Source organism: Streptomyces flavofungini (assembly GCF_030388665.1).
Taxonomy (GTDB): Bacteria; Actinomycetota; Actinomycetes; order Streptomycetales; family Streptomycetaceae; genus Streptomyces; species Streptomyces flavofungini_A.
The window spans coordinates 1,717,962-1,734,610 of record NZ_CP128846.1 but is presented as its reverse complement, the minus strand read 5'-3'; the positions used below and the strand labels follow the sequence as shown (position 1 = coordinate 1,734,610).

11 protein-coding genes are annotated in these 16,649 nt (G+C 73.5%); 8 read left to right on the top strand and 3 right to left on the bottom strand.

Going from position 1 to position 16,649, the window contains the following annotated elements; all coding sequences use genetic code 11:
• Positions 1 to 70: 70 nt before the first annotated feature.
• The 3 genes from QUY26_RS06705 (at position 71) to QUY26_RS06695 (ending at position 4,484) form a co-directional block, all read left to right on the top strand.
• Positions 71 to 502 carry a hypothetical protein gene (locus tag QUY26_RS06705; protein WP_289944197.1) on the top strand — a complete coding sequence of 144 codons (432 nt, stop codon included), beginning with the start codon at positions 71 to 73 and terminating at the stop codon, positions 500 to 502.
• A gap of 256 nt (positions 503 to 758) precedes the next feature.
• Complete coding sequence (locus tag QUY26_RS06700; protein ID WP_436840492.1) at positions 759 to 3,014, top strand: alkaline phosphatase family protein; 2,256 nt, start codon at positions 759 to 761, stop codon at positions 3,012 to 3,014.
• Between the two features lie 84 nt (positions 3,015 to 3,098).
• Entirely contained in the window at positions 3,099 to 4,484 is a 1,386-nt protein-coding gene (locus QUY26_RS06695) for an amino acid permease (protein ID WP_289944195.1), read from the top strand.
• Between the two features lie 15 nt (positions 4,485 to 4,499).
• Here QUY26_RS06695 and QUY26_RS06690 read toward each other — a convergent pair whose 3' ends face one another.
• Together QUY26_RS06690 and QUY26_RS06685 are read right to left on the bottom strand one after the other, a co-directional pair.
• Complete coding sequence (locus QUY26_RS06690; RefSeq protein ID WP_289944194.1) at positions 4,500 to 6,140, bottom strand: DUF6345 domain-containing protein; 1,641 nt, start codon at positions 6,138 to 6,140, stop codon at positions 4,500 to 4,502.
• A gap of 313 nt (positions 6,141 to 6,453) precedes the next feature.
• Entirely contained in the window at positions 6,454 to 9,753 is a 3,300-nt protein-coding gene (locus tag QUY26_RS06685) for a S8 family peptidase (RefSeq protein WP_289955531.1), read from the bottom strand.
• A gap of 348 nt (positions 9,754 to 10,101) precedes the next feature.
• On the opposite strand from QUY26_RS06685, the gene QUY26_RS06680 reads away from it, so the two are divergent.
• Both QUY26_RS06680 and dnaK read left to right on the top strand, forming a co-directional pair.
• Complete coding sequence (locus QUY26_RS06680; protein WP_289944193.1) at positions 10,102 to 10,527, top strand: OsmC family protein; 426 nt, start codon at positions 10,102 to 10,104, stop codon at positions 10,525 to 10,527.
• Positions 10,528 to 10,849: 322 nt separating this feature from the next.
• Positions 10,850 to 12,838, top strand: coding sequence for a molecular chaperone DnaK (gene dnaK / locus QUY26_RS06675; RefSeq protein ID WP_289944192.1), 1,989 nt, complete (start codon positions 10,850 to 10,852; stop codon positions 12,836 to 12,838).
• 60 nt (positions 12,839 to 12,898) lie between these two features.
• On the opposite strand, the gene QUY26_RS06670 is transcribed toward dnaK, so the two are convergent.
• The gene (locus QUY26_RS06670) at positions 12,899 to 13,786 is read right to left on the bottom strand and encodes a helix-turn-helix domain-containing protein (RefSeq protein WP_289944191.1); all 888 of its coding nucleotides are present in this window, start codon (positions 13,784 to 13,786) and stop codon (positions 12,899 to 12,901) included.
• A gap of 28 nt (positions 13,787 to 13,814) precedes the next feature.
• Between QUY26_RS06670 and QUY26_RS06665 the strand changes: the two genes are divergently transcribed.
• The 3 genes from QUY26_RS06665 to QUY26_RS06655 all read left to right on the top strand — a co-directional run bounded on the left by QUY26_RS06665 (position 13,815) and on the right by QUY26_RS06655 (position 16,433).
• Positions 13,815 to 14,930 carry an ADP-ribosylglycohydrolase family protein gene (locus QUY26_RS06665; protein WP_289955530.1) on the top strand — a complete coding sequence of 372 codons (1,116 nt, stop codon included), beginning with the start codon at positions 13,815 to 13,817 and terminating at the stop codon, positions 14,928 to 14,930.
• Positions 14,931 to 15,097: 167 nt separating this feature from the next.
• Positions 15,098 to 15,457: a 4a-hydroxytetrahydrobiopterin dehydratase gene (locus tag QUY26_RS06660; RefSeq protein ID WP_289944190.1), complete on the top strand. Its 360-nt coding sequence runs from the start codon at positions 15,098 to 15,100 to the stop codon at positions 15,455 to 15,457.
• A gap of 232 nt (positions 15,458 to 15,689) precedes the next feature.
• The gene (locus QUY26_RS06655) at positions 15,690 to 16,433 is read left to right on the top strand and encodes a class I SAM-dependent methyltransferase (protein ID WP_289944189.1); all 744 of its coding nucleotides are present in this window, start codon (positions 15,690 to 15,692) and stop codon (positions 16,431 to 16,433) included.
• Positions 16,434 to 16,649 lie beyond the last annotated feature (216 nt).

Here is a 16,649-nt window from a genome sequence, read left to right as displayed (position 1 = left end):
CGTGTGACTGTCTCCGAGCCTACGGCCAGGAGTAGTGTCGACGGCTGACGCCAGAGGTGAGGGGGACGCCATGGGAGATGCCGGCGGGGGGAGCGCCGCCCGCGCGGTGCGGGTCGCGGCGATCGCCAGCCTGACGCCCCTGGAGGAACTGGACGCCGACCCCTTCCTCGTGGACTCGCGCAGCCAGCACGCCATGTGCGCGAAGTGGGCCGCTGCCCAGGGATATGTGGTGACCCGTGAGCTCGTCGTGCGCGGGCTGCGCGCCGACCACGCCGTCCTCTGGAACGACGTCGACGCCGGACTCGTCGACCTGTTCGTCGTCCCCTGCCGCCGCGTGCTCGAACTGGCCCTGCGGTCCGCCGACGAGTTCACCGCGGAGTGCGCGCGGCGCGGTGTGCGGATCGAGACCGCCGGGTTCGCGGAGCCGGCGTACGACTCGGGGATGAAGGCGCGGGTGCACCGGAGGCTGTCGATGCCCACGGCGGGATACGACGGCTGCTGACCCGGGCCCCTGGGCCCGCACCGGCCCCCCGGCCCTCGCTCCCCGGGCCCCGCCTGCGCGCGGAGAGGCGCGGGCCGGCGTGGCCGAGGCGTCGGCCCGGGGCGAGGACGTCCGGTCGGGCCACGCGGCCTGTGACACGCTGGGGGCAGGGTCAGAGCATGTGAGGTGGGCGGACGCAGTGCGCGATGGTCGATGGCGGGCAGTGGGACGCGCACTGTGGCGCGTGATCGCCGTGTGGGCGGTGAGCACGGTCACGATGCTCGTGCTCGCCGGCATCCTGCCGGACTTCAAGCTCCAGTCGGACGACGGCGACAGCGCCACCCGCATCGCGATCACCGCCGCCCTGGGCGCGGGCGCCTTCGGCCTCCTGTCGGCGCTGGTGTGGCCGCTCCTGGTGCGCGCGCTGCTCCTCGTCCCCGCCCTGGTCCTCGGCCTGCTCAACTTCTTCCTCAACGGGTCGCTGCTCCTGCTCGCCCTGCGCCTCATCCCCGACGGCCGCGGCGACGCCAACGCCGAGACCGCCGTGGTCGTCGCCGCCGTGATGTCGGCCGTCGCCTCCGCGACCGGCGGCGCCCTCGCGGTCCGCGACGACGACGCCTACCGCCGGCGCCTGTACCGCCTCGCCGACCGAAGACGCCGCCGCGCCACCGCCGCCCAGGGCCCGAGCACCCCCGGCATCCTCTTCCTCCAGCTCGACGGCGTCGGCCACGACGTCCTCCGCGAAGCCGTCAGCAAGGGCCTCATGCCCACCGTCGCCCGCTGGCTCGGCGCGACCGGGCCCACGACCGCCCCCGCGCGTGCGACCGGGACCGGCGCGGTGGCCGGAACGGGGCCCGGGGCCGGCGCCGAGACCGGGCCGCCCCCCACCCACCGCCTCACCCCCTGGCGCACCGACTGGTCCAGCCAGACCGGGGCCAGTCAGCTCGCCATCCTGCACGGCAGCAACTTCGACGTCCCCGCCTTCCGCTGGTACGAGAAGGACACCGGCGAGGTCATGGTGTCCAACCGGCCCGCGTCGGCGGTGGAGCTGCAGCGTCGCGCCGTCGCCCGGACCGGTGATCCGGGGCTCCTCGCCGACGACGGGGCGAGCCGCGGCAACCTGTTCAGCGGGGGCGCCGACCAACTCGCCCTGGTCCTGTCGATGGCCGCGCGGCGCGGCAAGCGCAACCGCTCCCGCGCCGGGTACTTCGCCTACTTCTCCGACCCCGCCAACGCCGTCCGTACGGCCCTCTCCTTCGTCGCCGAGGTCGGCCGCGAGATCGGCGAGTCCACCCGGGCCCGGCTCCGCAAGCGCCGCCCCCGCGTGAGCCGCGGCGGGCTCTACCCCTTCATCAGGGCCTTCGCGACCGTCGTCGAGCGCGACGTGGTCGTGGCCGCCGTCATCGGCGACATGCTCGCCGGACGCGCCGCCGTCTACGCCGACCTCGTCGCCTACGACGAGGTCGCCCACCACTCGGGCCCCACCAGCGGCGACGCCGAGCGGGTCCTGCGCCGCCTGGACCGCTCCCTCGCCCTCATCGAGCAGGTCGCCGACCACGCCCCCCGCCGCTACCGCATCGTGCTGCTCTCCGACCACGGCCAGAGCCCCGGCGAGACCTTCCGCGCCCGCTACGGCCTGTCCCTGGCCGACCTGGTGCGGGCCGGGTGCGGGCTGCCGGTGCCCCGCAGGGCGCGGCGTACGCACAGCGGTGCCGAGGCCCGTTCGGCGGTGCGGGCCGCGCTGCGCCGTCCCGTCGAGGAGGGCACGGACGAGCACCGGCCCGGCCGCCGCGCCGAGCCGATCGTCCTGGCCTCCGGCAACCTCGGCCTGGTCTCGTTCCCCGACGTGCCCCACCGCATGACCCGCGAGGAGATCGACCGGCGCCACCCGGCGCTCCTGCCGACCCTCGCCAACCACCCCGGCGTCGGCTTCCTGCTCGTCCGCAGCGCCGAGCACGGACCGCTCGTCCTCGGGGCGCGCGGCGCCGAGACGCGTCTCGACGAGGATCCGGACGGCCCCGGCCCGCTCGACGACTTCGGGCCCGGCGCCGCCGACGCCGTGCGCCGCACCGACTCCTTCCCGCACACCGCGGACATCATGGTCAACTCCTGGTACGACCCCGAGGACGGCGAAGTGCTCGCCTTCGAGGAGCAGATCGGCTCCCACGGCGGGCTCGGCGGTGCCCAGTCCCGCCCGTTCCTGCTGTCCCCGCTCGCGCTGTCCCCACCCGTCCCGGACGGCGGTGAACTCGTCGGCGCGGAGGCCGTGCACGCCGTACTGCGGCGGTGGCGGGAGGAGGAGTGCGGGCACGGGGGGCAGATGAAGAGCGCGGAGTGCGCGACGAGCACGGCGGGCGCGACGAGCACGGTGGGCACGGCGGAGATCGTCGTCGGTCCCGACGTCGGCCCCGTCACCGCCTCCGATCCCGCGGTCACCGCCTCCACCGGCGCCGCGGACGATTGCCTTCCGCAAGGCGGCCCTCCCACAGCTTTTCCGGCCGCCGACCACGCCGTACAGGACAAAACTTCTTGATTTTGCGCAGCGTGTGCCGTGCCCGACCATGGGCGGGCCCCCGGCGATCCCGGGCGCACGGCACAACGAGAGGCGCACCACCCCATGCACGACACCGGAACCGTTTCCCCGTCGGCTCCGGCCCCTGACCTCGGGGAACTTCCGGCAGAGAGAGACAAGCACGCCCGCCGCTTCGGGCTTCCCGTCGCCACCTGCCTCGTCATGGGGAACATCATCGGCGGCGGCATCTTCCTGCTGCCCGCCTCCGTCGCGCCCTTCGGCACCATCAGTCTCGTCGCGTTCGCCGTGCTCACAGTGGGCGCGATCTGTCTGGCGCTGGTCTTCGGGCGGCTCGCGAGCCGTGACCCGCGCACCGGCGGTCCGTACGTGTACGCGCGTGCCGCGTTCGGTGACTTCGCGGGGTTCCTCGCCGCCTGGTCGTACTGGATCACGACGTGGGTGTCGAACGCGGCGCTCGCCGTCGCCGCCGTCGGCTATCTCGACGTGCTGATACCGGTGGCGGACCACAAGTGGACCGCCTGCCTCGCCGCGCTGACGCTGCAACTCCTGCCCGCGCTCGCCAACTTCGCGGGGACCCGCTACGTCGGTGCCGTCCAGCTCGTCGCCACCGTCCTGAAGTTCCTGCCGCTGCTGCTCGTCGCCTTCGGCGGTCTCTTCTTCTTCGACAGCGCGAACCTCGGGCCGTTCCGGGCGGGCGACGAGAGCCCCGTCGGGGCGGTGTCCGCGTCCGCCGCGATCCTGCTCTTCTCGTACCTGGGCGTGGAGTCCGCCGCCGTCAGCGCGGGCGAGGTGCGCGACCCCCGGCGCAACGTCGGGCGCGCCACCGTCCTCGGCACCCTCGGCGCCGCCCTCGTCTACCTGCTCGGCACCCTCGCCGTGTTCGGGACGGTCGCGCACGACAAGCTCGTGGCCTCGACCGCGCCGTTCTCGGACGCCGTGAACGCCATGTTCGGCGGCTCCTGGGGCGGCACGGCCGTGGCGCTGGCCGCGCTCGTGTCGATGGTCGGGGCCCTCAACGGGTGGACGCTCCTGAGCGCGCAGGCGCCGTACGCCGCCGCGCGCGACGGGCTCTTCCCGAGCGCGTTCGCGCGCAAGCGGCGCGGTGTGCCGACCGTGGGTGTCCTGGTCACCGTCGTCCTCGCCTCGCTGCTCACGGTCTACAACTACACGGCCGGTCCTGCGGGCGTCTTCGAAGTCCTCGTGCTCGTCACCACGTTCACCGCCACCGTGCCGTACCTCCTCGCCACCGCCGCACAGATCTACTTCCTCGCCTCCGGGCAGGGCGAACGCGTGCACCGGGGCCGCCTGGCGCGCGACGCGGTGCTCGCCGCGCTCGCGTTCGGCTTCTCGATGTGGCTGGTCGCGGGCGCCGGGTACGCGGCCGTCTACCAGGGCGTGCTGTTCCTCTTCGCGGGTGTCCTCGTGTACGCGTGGATGGCGGCCCGCAAGAAGCGGACCGCCGTCCGGTGAGCGCCTCCCCGGCCGTTACCGTGCCAGCGGGGCCATCACCCAGCGCTGCGTCCTGACGCCGTCCTCAGGGCCGATTTCGATCAGCTTGCGGGCGGCCGGGTAGGCCTCGTTGCCCTCGATCTCGTAGCCCACCTGGAACGTGCCCGGCACGTCCCTGACCTCGGGCCGCTGCTCCCGCGCCACGGCCGAGGGGTAGTCGGCGCCGGGCTCGGCGCCGCGGACCGCCAGCTCCGCGAGCAGCCGCTCCTGCGCGGCGGCCAGCGCCTCGTCCGGGTCCCTGGGCGCGGGGGCAGCGGCCGCCCCGCCGCCCCCGGCCTGCGGCGGCGCGACCTGGCTGCTCGGCTCACGCCGGGCGCTCGCGACCGCCCGGGTGGACAGCTGCGCCTGCACGACCGTGCCGTCGTTGTCGAGAGCGACCCGGATCAGGCCGCGGTCCGGCGTGATGACGGAGACGCCGTCGAAGGCCTGCCGGAACGTGACGTGGGTCGCGATCGTGGTGTCGGTGCCGATCTCCGAGCCGTCCTTGGTGCCGGAGTTCTGCATCAGGTCGTGCACGCTGTCGAGGATCAGCTCGGCGCCGTCGGCGTGCTCCTCGGCGAAGGCGCGGGCCCGGTCGATCGCCGGCTCGGTGGGCAGCGGCGTGGTGTTGCGCGTGTTGGGCTCGGCAAGGCGCACCCAGCGCACCGCGAGCGGGCCCGTGGAGACGACGCGGTCGCCGGAGCCTGCGCTGAGCACGCCCTGGCGGTCGACCTCCACCTCTTCGAGGGCCGCGCTCGGGAACGACGCGATCTGCCCCGCCCGGGCCAGCTCGGCGCTCGGGTCGCGCGGCGCGAGCTCGACGGTCTGGGTGCCCTCGGGCAGCGTGGTCAGCTGCTCGGAGAGCGACGCCTCCCGTGCGTTGTACCAGCGCCACGCGTACCAGTTGTCCGACACGGCGTCGCGGTAGAAGTTCCGCTCCGTGTTGAGGCGGTTCACGGCCTCGGCCTGGGTGGCGCCGACCGCGCACACGGACGGGGCCTGGTTCTTGTGGATGTCCCAGCTCGCGTTCAGCCAGGCGTCGCAGTACGTCTGCCCGGACCGCCACTTGTCCCAGAACTTCCTGCCGTAGTCCGGGTGGTCGATGCTGGTGGTCTCGAAGCCGAAGAGCATCCGGAAGCCGAGGTTCGGCCCGGCCCAGGTGCGGATCGGGGAGTGCCCGGCGAGGACCCGCAGCGAGAAGCAGGTCGACCAGAAGATGTAGCGGCACTTCTCGTTGCCGAGCGCCATCCGGTGGGAGGTCGCCGTGGTGCGCCCGTCCCAGGCGGCACCGAGCGGCGCGTAGAACACGCCGTTGCCGTCCATGTCGCCGTGGCCCGAGTGGTACACGGCGCACACCGCGTCCATCCCGTAGCGGTCCTGCCAGTTGTCGTAGGTCTCCTCGTACGCCCAGACCTGGACGCCCCCGTCGGCGAACCAGAAGTTCCGGTCGTAGAACTGCTGGAGGTACGCCAGCCAGCCGGTGGCGTCCTCGTGGGTGTAGAACAGCGGCGACGCGTCGGCGAACTTCTCGATGCTGAACGCGCCCCACCAGCCGAACGTCGAGTCCCGTTCCCCGGCGGCGCCGGGCTTCTCGGGTTCGAGCGGCGACGGACCCCGGTCCCTGTAGATCATGCGCATGCCTAACCCCCTGGATGGTCTCCCCGACGCGCGCCCGGGCATGGCGCCGCGCAGCCGTCACATGGCTGAGTCCGCACGGTCGAGGGGCCTAAAAGTGTCACCAGGCGGGGGCCTTGCCCAGTTGCCATTCCGGCCATTGGCACCCCGTACCGCGCATGCCGCGTGCCCCACACGCCCCGGTGGCGGGGCGCGTGGGGGGGTACAGGGCCGGGTGTCCGAGGGGGACCGGCGCACCGCACGGAACACGCCACGGTGTCTCACCGTTCGTACCGCACCCCGCGCACCAGCGCGGCCCCCTCGAACACCCTGGGTGCTACGTGCCGTAGTACGCGTGCAGGACCGACAAGGTCGACTCGTTGCCCTTCCTGTCGGTGATCTTGGCGCGGAACGAGATGCCCTTGCCCGCGGCGGGGTTCTTCACCGTGACGCGGCCATCGGTGACCTTGAGCTCCTTCCAGGTGCGTCCCGAGTCGTAACTGGCCCACACATGAAGCGACTTCAGGTTCGCCCCGGCCGCCGCGCCCTGCACGGTCACCGGCATCCGCTGCGTCCGGCCCGCGGGCGCCCGGCTGGTCAGGTCGAGCCGGGGAGCGAACCGGGCGGTGGACACGGGCAGTTGCTTCGGTCCGCCCCGCTCGGAGCGGAACGTCCAGCTCGCGTCGACACGCGTGGAGGCCGCCGAGAGGGCCGCCGAGCGCTTCACGGAGGTGGTCAGCCGGTATGCGGCGTCCGCGTCCGGAACGTCGAAGGCTCCGTCCTCGCCGGAGAGCGGGTCCTCGTTCGCGCCGACCTTCCTGCCGTCGCGGTACAGCTCCGTCTTCACCGACGTGAGGTCCGTCCAGCCGGCATTGCCCTTCCCGTCGGCGAACAGCGGCAGGTCCCCGTACAGCTTCGAGCCGTCCCGGAACACGCCCTCACCCGCACCGACACGCGGGCCGAACACGCCGACGCCGAACGACTCCTGATAGCTGCGCCCCGCCTTGTAGGCGCGCGGCTCCTTGAACCAGTAGTAGGCGTCGACGAGCGGGTTGCCCTCTTCGTCGACGCCTCCGTACTGCTCGAAGTTGAGACCCCACGTCACCTTGCCGAGCGCCGACAGATGCAGCGTCTTGGTGCGCGGCAGCTTCTGCACCGGCGGGACCATGGAGATGCCGCCCACATCCGGGAGATAGCCCGCCGCGCTCAGGATGCCCTTCTTGTTCGCCGACGACGCACCCATCCTCACCTTCACGGTCGCGAAGTCAGTGGGCTTGAGGTGCTTGACGAAGCCGGTGGCGAGCTTGGTCACCTCGCCGCCGAGGAACATCTCGTACGCGGTGTCGGCGCCCTTGCGCCAGGTGCCGAGCCACTGCTGGCCGAGGCCGTCGGGCACGGCGGGGCCGAGGTGGGCGGTGCGCATGTTCTGGAAGGCGCTGACGCGCAGGGCGCCCATCTCGTAGCCCTGGTAGGTGTAGCGGGCGTCCATGAAGGCGAGCTTCGCACCGCGGTCCGGGACGGTGATGTCGACCGGCCTGGCCTTGCGGGCGTCGAGCGTGACCGTCAGCTTCCTGTCGACGGTCAGCTCGGGCCGGACCAGCCAGTCGATGCCCTTGTCCCCGTTCTGCGGATCGACGTAGACCGCGGAGTCCAGGAGGTAACTCCCCTTGGTCACGCGCACCGTGACAGTGCCGGACGGGTCGTGCGGGAAGAGGTTCGTGCCGGTGCCGGCGCCGGTGATCGCCGACAGCATCGTCTCGTGGTGCGGCGTGGGCCGCCCGTCACGGCCGATCGACTTCAGCGTCACGTCGTACGACTCGACCTCGCGGTCGACCGCCGCGGCCGTGCGCACGCTCTGGCCGCCGCCGTTCGCCACGATGTACGCGGAGTAGGAGCCGTCGACCGTGCCGCCGAGGCGCGTGTCGGCCGTGAGGTCGACGGAGGCCGTGCCGCCCGCCGGGACGGTGACCTTCTTCGCACCGAGCGTGAAGAACCCAGTGGGCGCCGGACGCCCCTTGGGGTCGAGGGCCGACACGGTCAGGTCGAGGGTGACGTCCTTCGTGCCGAGGTTCTTGTACGTCACCTTCTTGGTGACGGGCTTGTCGTCGGTGTGCGGCCACAGCTGGGTGCCGTAGTTGAGGGACACCGGGTCGGCGATCACCGTCTGCTTGATGGCCCGGTCCACGGCGATGCGGCCCGAACCCTGCTGGAACGCCGTGTACGTGCCGGCCTTGGTGGACGCGGTCAGCGCGCCTTTCAGTTCCGGCTGCTTCCAGTCGGGGTGCTGCTGCTTGAGGAGGGCGGCGGCGCCCGCGGCGTGCGGGGTGGCCATCGACGTACCGGAGATCGTCAGATAGCCCTCGGGCTTCTGGCCGACCTCCTTCTCGATCTCGCTGCCGGGGGCGGCGGCCGCGGTGATGCCGACGCCGGGCGCGGTCACGTCCGGCTTGATCGCGCCGTCGCCGACGCGCGGGCCCTGGCTGGAGAAGGGCGCCAGCTTGTCGTTGTCGTCGACCGCGCCCACGGTCAGCGCCGCGTCCGCGCTGCCCGGGGAGTTCAGGGAGCCCGGATCGCCGGCGTTGCCCGCCGCGACCGCGAACAGGATGCCCTTCTCGGCGGAGACCTTGTTGATCGCGGCCTCCACCGGGTCGACACCCGGGGTGTCACCGCCGCCGAGGCTCATGTTCACCACGTCGGCGCCCTGCGCGGCGGCCCAGTCGATGCCCGCGATGATCCCCGAGTCGCTGCCCCGGCCGTCGTCGCCGAGGACCTTGCCGCTGAGGACCTTGGCGCCGGGCGCGACGCCCTTGTACGCCGGGTTCTTGGCGCCGGTGCCCGCCGCGATCGACGCCACGTGGGTGCCGTGCCCGTACCGGTCATCGGCGTCCGGCGACGGCGTGAAGTTCTTCGCCCCGACGACCTGCTCCTTCAGATCGGGGTGGGTGGCGTCGACGCCGGTGTCCAGGACGGCGATCCTGACGCCCTTGCCGTCGTACCCGGCCTCCCACGCCTTCGGCACGCCGACCTGCTTGACGGACTTGTCCAGGCTCACCCGCCGGATGCCGTCCAGCCACAGCCGACCGACCCCGGCGGCCGTGGTGCCTCGCTCGTCGGTGAGCGCCTTCCACAGCGCGGCCGCGTCCCGCTCCGGCGTCGTCACGGCGTCCGCGTTCAGGGACGTGAAGGTGCGGCGCACCGCCGTGTCACCTGCCGCGCGCACGTCGGCGCGGGCGTCGCGGGCCGCGGTGCCCCGGTAGCCGACGATGAGCTTCAGGCCGTTCTTCCGCGCCTCGCGGTGTGCCTTCCGGCTCAGCTCCGTGACGTCGAACAGGCGCTGGTCCACCTTGCCCGCGCGGATGAGCCGCTGCGCGTCGTAGGGCAGGACCAGCGTGTGCCCGTCGAAGGAGCGGGTGCGCACGGGTATGTGCTCGCGCCCCTTCGCGGGCCGGAACCCGGTGACCCGCCCCTTGGCGTCGACGGTGACGCGGTCACCGGTGACCAGGGTGAGGCGGTGGCCGGAGCCCGGCTTCCCGGCGGTCGAGCGCGGGGAGGCCGAGCCCGGGCCCGGGCCGGAGGCGGTCGTGCCGGTGGCCCGGCCGTCCGGCGCGCCCTGCGGGTCCGCCGCCGGGCCCGTCATGCCCGTCACCAGCGCCACGGCCGCCGCCGCGGCGACGGTCGCCGCGTACGCTCTTCGCCGCCGGGGCGCCCCGCCCGCCCCGCGTCCAGCTGTCGTTCCCTCAGTGTGCTGGTGCAACGTGTCCCTCACGATCGTCGCGTCCGGCCGAGGCGCTCGGTCGTGCGCCTCAACTCACCTCTTCAGACGCACGGTTGAGGGCATCGCGTTGCATGGCGTGCCCGGGACGTGCGGGGCGGCCCCGCGGCGGCCGGTCCCCCCTTCGGCCGTGCGCGGCCGCCCGGCGCGCGGACCGGCCCCGGAGTGTGATCGGATGGACCCCAAGGAACTTCACCGAAGGGATTTGGCATCGTGGCTACCACGCGCTCCGCACACACGGTCTGGGAAGGCAGCCTGACCGAGGGCTCAGGCACCGTGACCTTCGACTCCTCGGGCATCGGGCAGCAGGCCGTCTCCTGGCCGTCCCGCGCCGAGCAGGCGAACGGCAAGACCAGCCCGGAGGAGCTCATCGCCGCCGCGCACTCCAGCTGCTTCTCCATGGCCCTCTCCCACGGCCTCACCGGCGCGGGCACCCCGCCCACCAAGCTCGTCACGTCCGCCGACGTGACCTTCCAGCCGGGCACCGGCATCACCGGCATCCACCTCACCGTCGAGGGCGAGGTGCCGGGCCTCGACGAGGCCGCCTTCGTCTCGGCCGCCGAGGACGCCAAGGCCAACTGCCCGGTCAGCCAGGCGCTCACGGGCACGACGATCACGCTCTCGGCCAAGCTGGCCTGAGCCCCCGCACGACCGCCGCGAAGCCGCCGACCGGAGCCACCGGCCGGCGGCTTCGCCATGTCCGGCGCCGGACGCGCGGGAACCGGGACCCGGCACTCCGGCCGGCTCGACCCGCCCCGCCCCGCCCGGCTCTGCCCGCCCTGCCCGCACCTGCCCTGCCCCGACTCCCCTCGACCCGCCTCGACCCGCCCGGGCCTGCCCGCCCCAGCCGGGCCCGGCGCTCCGCCCGCACACCCCGCCCCCGTACGCGGCATTGACAAGAGCCCGCTCAAGTTTTGTGCTGGAGGGCGAAGTAGCGCCGCGTCGGAAGGGGTTGTTGGACATGGCACGTGCGGTCGGGATCGATCTCGGGACGACGAACTCGGTGGTGGCTGTCCTGGAGGGCGGTGAGCCCACCGTCATCGCGAACGCGGAGGGCGCCCGCACCACTCCGTCGGTCGTCGCCTTCGCCAAGAGCGGGGACGTCCTCGTCGGTGAGGTCGCCAAGCGCCAGGCGGTCACCAACGTGGAGCGCACCGCCCGCTCCGTCAAACGCCACATGGGCGACGGGAGCTGGCGCTTCCCGGACAGCGGGTCCGGCACCATCGAGGGCTCCCGCTACACCGCCCAGGAACTCTCCGCCCGCGTGCTGCAGAAACTCAAGCGGGACGCCGAGTCCTACCTCGGCGAGGACGTCACCGACGCGGTGATCACCGTGCCCGCGTACTTCGACGACGCCCAGCGCCAGGCCACCAAGGAGGCCGGGGAGATCGCGGGCCTGAAGGTCCTGCGGATCATCAACGAACCGACGGCCGCCGCCCTCGCCTACGGCCTCGACAAGGGCGACGACCAGACCGTCCTCGTCTTCGACCTCGGCGGCGGCACCTTCGACGTGTCGCTCCTGGAGATGGGCGACGGGGTCATCGAGGTCAAGGCCACCAACGGTGACACCCAGCTCGGCGGCGACGACTGGGACGAGCGGATCGTCGAGTACCTCGTGCGGCAGTTCAAGAACGCGCACGGCATCGACCTCGGCAAGGACAAGATGGCCCTGCAGCGCCTGCGCGAAGGCGCCGAGAAGGCGAAGATCGAGCTGTCCTCGTCCAGTGAGACCGACATCAACCTGCCCTACGTCACCGCGTCCGCGGAGGGCCCCCTGCATCTCACCGAGAAGCTCACCCGGGCCCAGTTCCAGGAGCTGACCGCCGACCTCCTCGACCGCTGCAGGCGCCCCTTCGACCAGGCCGTCAAGGACGCGGGCGTCGAGCTCGCCGAGGTCGACCACGTCATCCTCGTCGGCGGCTCCACGCGCATGCCGGCCGTCGGCGACCTGGTGCGGGATCTCACCGGCAGGGACCCCCACAAGGGCGTCAACCCCGACGAGGTCGTGGCCCTCGGCGCGACCCTCCAGGCGGGCGTGATCCGCGGCGACGTGAAGGACGTCCTGCTGCTCGACGTGACGCCGCTGTCCCTCGGCATCGAGACCAAGGGCGGCATCATGACCAAGCTCATCGAACGCAACACCACCATCCCCACCCGCCGTTCGGAGACCTTCTCCACCGCCGAGGACAACCAGCCCTCGGTCGGCATCCAGGTCTTCCAGGGCGAGCGCGAGATCGCCGCGTACAACAAGAAGCTCGGCGTCTTCGACCTCACCGGGCTTCCGCCCGCGCCCCGGGGGGTGCCGAAGATCGAGGTCACCTTCGACATCGACGCCAACGGCATCATGCACGTCTCCGCCAAGGACGAGGCCACCGGACGCGAGCAGCGCATGACCGTCACCGGCGGTTCGGCGCTGCCCAAGGACGACATCGACCGCATGGTCCGTGAGGCGGAGGCGCACGCCGAGGACGATCGCAAGCGCCGCGAGGCCGCCGAGACCCGCAACCAGGCCGAGCAGCTCCTCTACCAGACCGAGCGGTTCCTGCGGGACAACGGCGGCGAGGACGGCCGCATCCCCGCCGACACCAAGGCCGAAGTGGAGTCCGCGGTAGCCGAGTTGAAGCCGCTGCTCACCGGCGACGACACCCTCGCCATCCGGGCCGCGGCGGAGAAGCTCGCCGCCGTCAGCCAGCGCATGGGGCAGGCGATGTACGCGGCCGCGCAGGCGAACCAGCCCCCCGGTCAGCCCGGCCCGGAGGGCGGCGGCGCGCAGGACGCCCCGCCGCAGGGGGACGGCGCCGGGGCCCGGGGCGGCGCCGACGAGGGCGTCGTCGAGGCGGAGATCGTGGAGGACGAACCGGAGGGCGGCAAGGGGGCGGACGACGGCACGGGCCCGGGCGGTGGACCCGGGCGGGGCGGCGGCAAGGACGACCGGCCGCCCCGGACCTGACGAAGGCCGGCACCCGAAAGGCCGCCCCGGCCGCCGCTCCCGCGGGTGCCCGGCGCCCCGCTACGCCTTCGACTGGAGGTACTTGACCGTCGCCGGATCGGCCGGAAGCAGGGTCTCGATGGCCAGCTCGGCGACGGTCACGTCCATCGGCGTGTTGAACGTGGAGATCGACGACACGAAGGAGAGCACCCGGCCCTCGTGCTCGATCCTGAGCGGCAGCGCGAAGGGCACCACCTGCCCGTCGGCAGCCGTGTCCTCGCCGGGATCGGCCACGGGGTACGCCGCCACCTCCTCGTACAGCGCCTTCAGCTCCGCCGACCGGTGCAGGGCGATCTGCCGCCCCATCTGGTGCAGCAGATGCTCGCGCCACTCCCGCAGATTGCGGATCCTCGGCGCGAGGCCGCGCGGGTGCAGCACGAGGCGCATCGCGTTGGGCGGCTGTTGGAGCAGGTCATCGGGGATCCCGTCGAGGAGCATCGCGATGCCGCTGTTCGCGGCGACCACCTGGTACGTCGCGTCGACGACCAGCGCCGGATACGGCTCGTAGCCCTGGAGCAGCTGTTCCAGACCGGCGCGCAGCGTGGCCATCGACGGGTCGTCGAGGGGGGTCTGCTTGAAGCGGGGCGCGTACCCGGCGGCGAGCAGCAGCGCGTTGCGCTCGCGCACGGGCACGTCCAGGTGCTCGGCGAGCTTCAGGACGAAGTCCTCGCTGGGCCTGGCGCGGCCCGTCTCGACGAAGCTGATGTGGCGCGCGGAGGAGTCCGCGCGCAGGGCGAGGTCCAGCTGGCTGACGCGCCGCTCCTCGCGCCAGGCGCGCAGCAGCGCGCCCACCTCGGACGGCTCGGCCGCCCCTGACGGCGCGGGCTTGCGCGGGCCCTTGGCGCGGCCGGTGCCCGCGTTCTGGGGACCGACTTCACTGTTCCGACGGCGAGGCGCGACAGTTGGCATGGCACAGACGGTAATCGAGGAGGAGCACATGACGAATCCGTGGGACCCGCTGTCGTGGGAGGCAACCGCCGCGTACCGGGCCCGGGTGCGCGGCTGTCTGCTCGGCGGCGCGGTCGGTGACGCGCTCGGGTACGCGGTCGAGTTCAGTTCCCTCGACGCCATCCGCGCCGCGCACGGACCGCGCGGCCTGCGGGGGCCGGTGGTCAACGCTGTGGGCCTCAGCCGGATCAGCGACGACACCCAGATGACGCTGTTCACCGCGGAGGCCCTGCGGACCGCGCACGCCCGCGAGCGCCGCAAGGGCATCGGGGGCGCGGCGCCCGCGCTGGTCCAACAGGCGTATCTGCGCTGGCTGGACACCCAGCACAAGCCGGGCCCCGACCCGCGCCCCGGGCCGACGCAGGACGCGCGGCCGGACACCCCGCCAGGGCCACCGGACCCCGCCGACCTCAGCTCCCAGGCCTGGCTGTACGCCCGGCGCGCCCCCGGCAACGCCTGCCTGAGCGGCCTGGCTCAGGGGTACGTGCCCGACCCCGCCCTCGAACTCGGCCCGCGCGGCCGCGTCAACCCCGATTCCAAGGGCTGCGGCACCGTCATGCGCTCCGCGCCCTTCGGCCTCACGCGCGCACCCGCCGACCGCGCCTTCGAACTCGCCGCGCGCTGCGCCCAGATCACCCACGGCCACCCGACCGGCTACTACGCGGCGGGCGCGCTCGCCGCGATCGTCGCGCATCTCGTCGAGGGCGACTCGCTGGAAGGCGCCGCCTTGCGCACCCTGCGGCTGCTCGCCCGGTACGCCGGGCACGAGGAGACGTCCACCGCCCTCACTGCCGCCGTCGACCTGGCCGCCGCGGGCGAGCCGAGCGCCGAGCGCGTGGCGTCCCTGGGCGAGGGCTGGATCGCCGAGGAGGCCCTGGCCATCGGCGTGTACGCCGCCCTCGTCACCCCCGTCGTCGAGGACGCGCTGCTCCTGGCCGTGAACCACTCGGGCGACAGCGACTCCACCGGCTCCGTCTGCGGCAACCTCGTCGGTGCGCTGCGCGGCGACCACGAACTGCCCCAGGAGTGGGTGCGGTTGACCGAGGGGCGCGCGGTGATCGCGGCGGTGGCGGACGACTTGGCGGGGGAGTGCGTGCGGCGCTGAGGGCCCGCTGGGCGGGAGCGGTCGCGCGGCGGGGGCTTCGGTGCCGCGGCCGGATGTGTGCGGCGGCGGCCCGCGGGGGCGTGCTGGCGCCGCTCCGCCCGGCAGGTGCTGTGGCACGCTGGCACGACAAGGTCCCCACCCGCACAAACGCAGGAAGGAGCGCGGCCATGCCTCTCGAACCGCTCTCGCAGAAGGAGATCGAGGACCGGCTCGCCGAGCTTCCCGGCTGGTCGCTCGCATCGGGCCACGCGGAGGCCGGTGCTGCTGCCGCCTCCGCCGGATCCGGTGCCGCCGAGGTGAAGCTCACCCGCGCCTACCGCCTCCCCTCGCACTTCGCGGCCACCGCGTTCGTCGTGCACGTCTCCCAGGTCCAGGAGGAACTGGGCCACCACGCCGAAGTGACCCTCGGCTACAACACCGTGGCGCTTGCCGTGAACACCCACAGCGCGGGCGGCGCCCTCACCGACCTCGACTTCGAACTGGCCCGCAGGGTCGAGGCGCTGGCGACGGGCCACGGAGCGGAATGATGCGGTACGGAACGGGGCGGCGGGGCGGGCAGGCGCGCGCCGCCGCGGCAGGACGCGCACTGCCGCCAGGGACGCTTCCCGGAGGGCCGGGGGTACGTCCCGGCGTGGCCGTGCGGCGCTCGTCGGGTCCGGTCACGGCCATGCGGCGCCCACCCGGTTCGCGGCCCGCGGGAAGCCTTCCGCCCGGACCGGGGCCCGGCCGGGGCCGCGCGGGGAACGGAGCGGGTGCCTGATGCTCGACTACGGCAAGGAGGCGGTGCGGTACGACGCGTCGCGCGGGGGTGAGCCACGGGCCGTGGCCGCCGCCGAGGCGGTGTGCTCGCTGCTGCCGGCGGGGACGGGCGCGCTGCTCGACGTGGCCTGCGGCACGGGCCTGGTCACGCGGCGGCTCGTGGCGCGGCCGGGGCTGCGGGTGGTGGGTGTGGACGCGGCGTACGCCATGGCGCGGATGGCGGCAGACCGCGTGCCCGGCGGCATCGTGCTCGGGGACAGCCGCAGCCTGCCGTTCCGCGACGGGACGTTCGACGCGGCGTCGGCGGTGTGGCTGCTGCACCTGCTGCCCGACCCGGACGAGGCGGCGGCCGTCGTGGGCGAGTGCGCGCGGGTCCTGCGGCCCGGCGGGGTCCTCGTCACCACCGTCGACAAGGCCGCGGCGCACGACGTGGGCAGCGACATCGACGCGGTGCTCGCGGGCCGCCCCGTCAGGGCACCGGTGGACGGCGCGGCCCGCGTCGAGCAGTACGCGGCCGCGTACGGCCTCACCCGCGCGGGCCGGACCCGCTTCCTCGGCCACGGCCAGGGCCGCAGCCCCCGCAGCACGATCGAGGACCTGCGCCGGGGCTGGTTCACCAGCGTCCCGCCGGACAGCCCGCTGGCAGCCCGCTTCGAGCGCCGCCTCGCGGAGCTACCGGACCAGGGAGCCCGGCGCCCCGACCCGCAGTTCACACTCCAGGCGTTCCGCAAGTCGCCGGGCTGAGGCTGAGGCACCGGCGACGGCCCCTCCCGGACGCTTCTTCCACCATTTGCCGAAACGGCAACGCGACTGGCCGGAACCGGCGCACGGGGAGCAGGCTGGCGTCGTAACCACGAAGGGTGCGGAAGCGCCGAGAACGCAGGAGAGGCGGCGGTGACGGTGGCGGAGCGTGAGGGCGTGGCGCAGAGGCATGAGGACGGCCACGGGGATGGGCGTGAG

Bases quoted from the DNA above. Each gene is read 5' to 3' on its own strand.
- QUY26_RS06705 (WP_289944197.1), top strand. From the start codon at position 71: ATGGGAGATGCCGGCGGGGGGAGCGCCGCCCGCGCGGTGCGGGTCGCG.
- QUY26_RS06700 (WP_436840492.1), top strand. From the start codon at position 759: ATGCTCGTGCTCGCCGGCATCCTGCCGGACTTCAAGCTCCAGTCGGAC.
- QUY26_RS06695 (WP_289944195.1), top strand. From the start codon at position 3,099: ATGCACGACACCGGAACCGTTTCCCCGTCGGCTCCGGCCCCTGACCTC.
- QUY26_RS06690 (WP_289944194.1), bottom strand. From the start codon at position 6,140: ATGCGCATGATCTACAGGGACCGGGGTCCGTCGCCGCTCGAACCCGAG.
- QUY26_RS06685 (WP_289955531.1), bottom strand. From the start codon at position 9,753: ATGACGGGCCCGGCGGCGGACCCGCAGGGCGCGCCGGACGGCCGGGCC.
- dnaK (WP_289944192.1), top strand. From the start codon at position 10,850: ATGGCACGTGCGGTCGGGATCGATCTCGGGACGACGAACTCGGTGGTG.
- QUY26_RS06670 (WP_289944191.1), bottom strand. From the start codon at position 13,786: ATGCCAACTGTCGCGCCTCGCCGTCGGAACAGTGAAGTCGGTCCCCAG.
- QUY26_RS06665 (WP_289955530.1), top strand. From the start codon at position 13,815: ATGACGAATCCGTGGGACCCGCTGTCGTGGGAGGCAACCGCCGCGTAC.
- QUY26_RS06660 (WP_289944190.1), top strand. From the start codon at position 15,098: ATGCCTCTCGAACCGCTCTCGCAGAAGGAGATCGAGGACCGGCTCGCC.
- QUY26_RS06655 (WP_289944189.1), top strand. From the start codon at position 15,690: ATGCTCGACTACGGCAAGGAGGCGGTGCGGTACGACGCGTCGCGCGGG.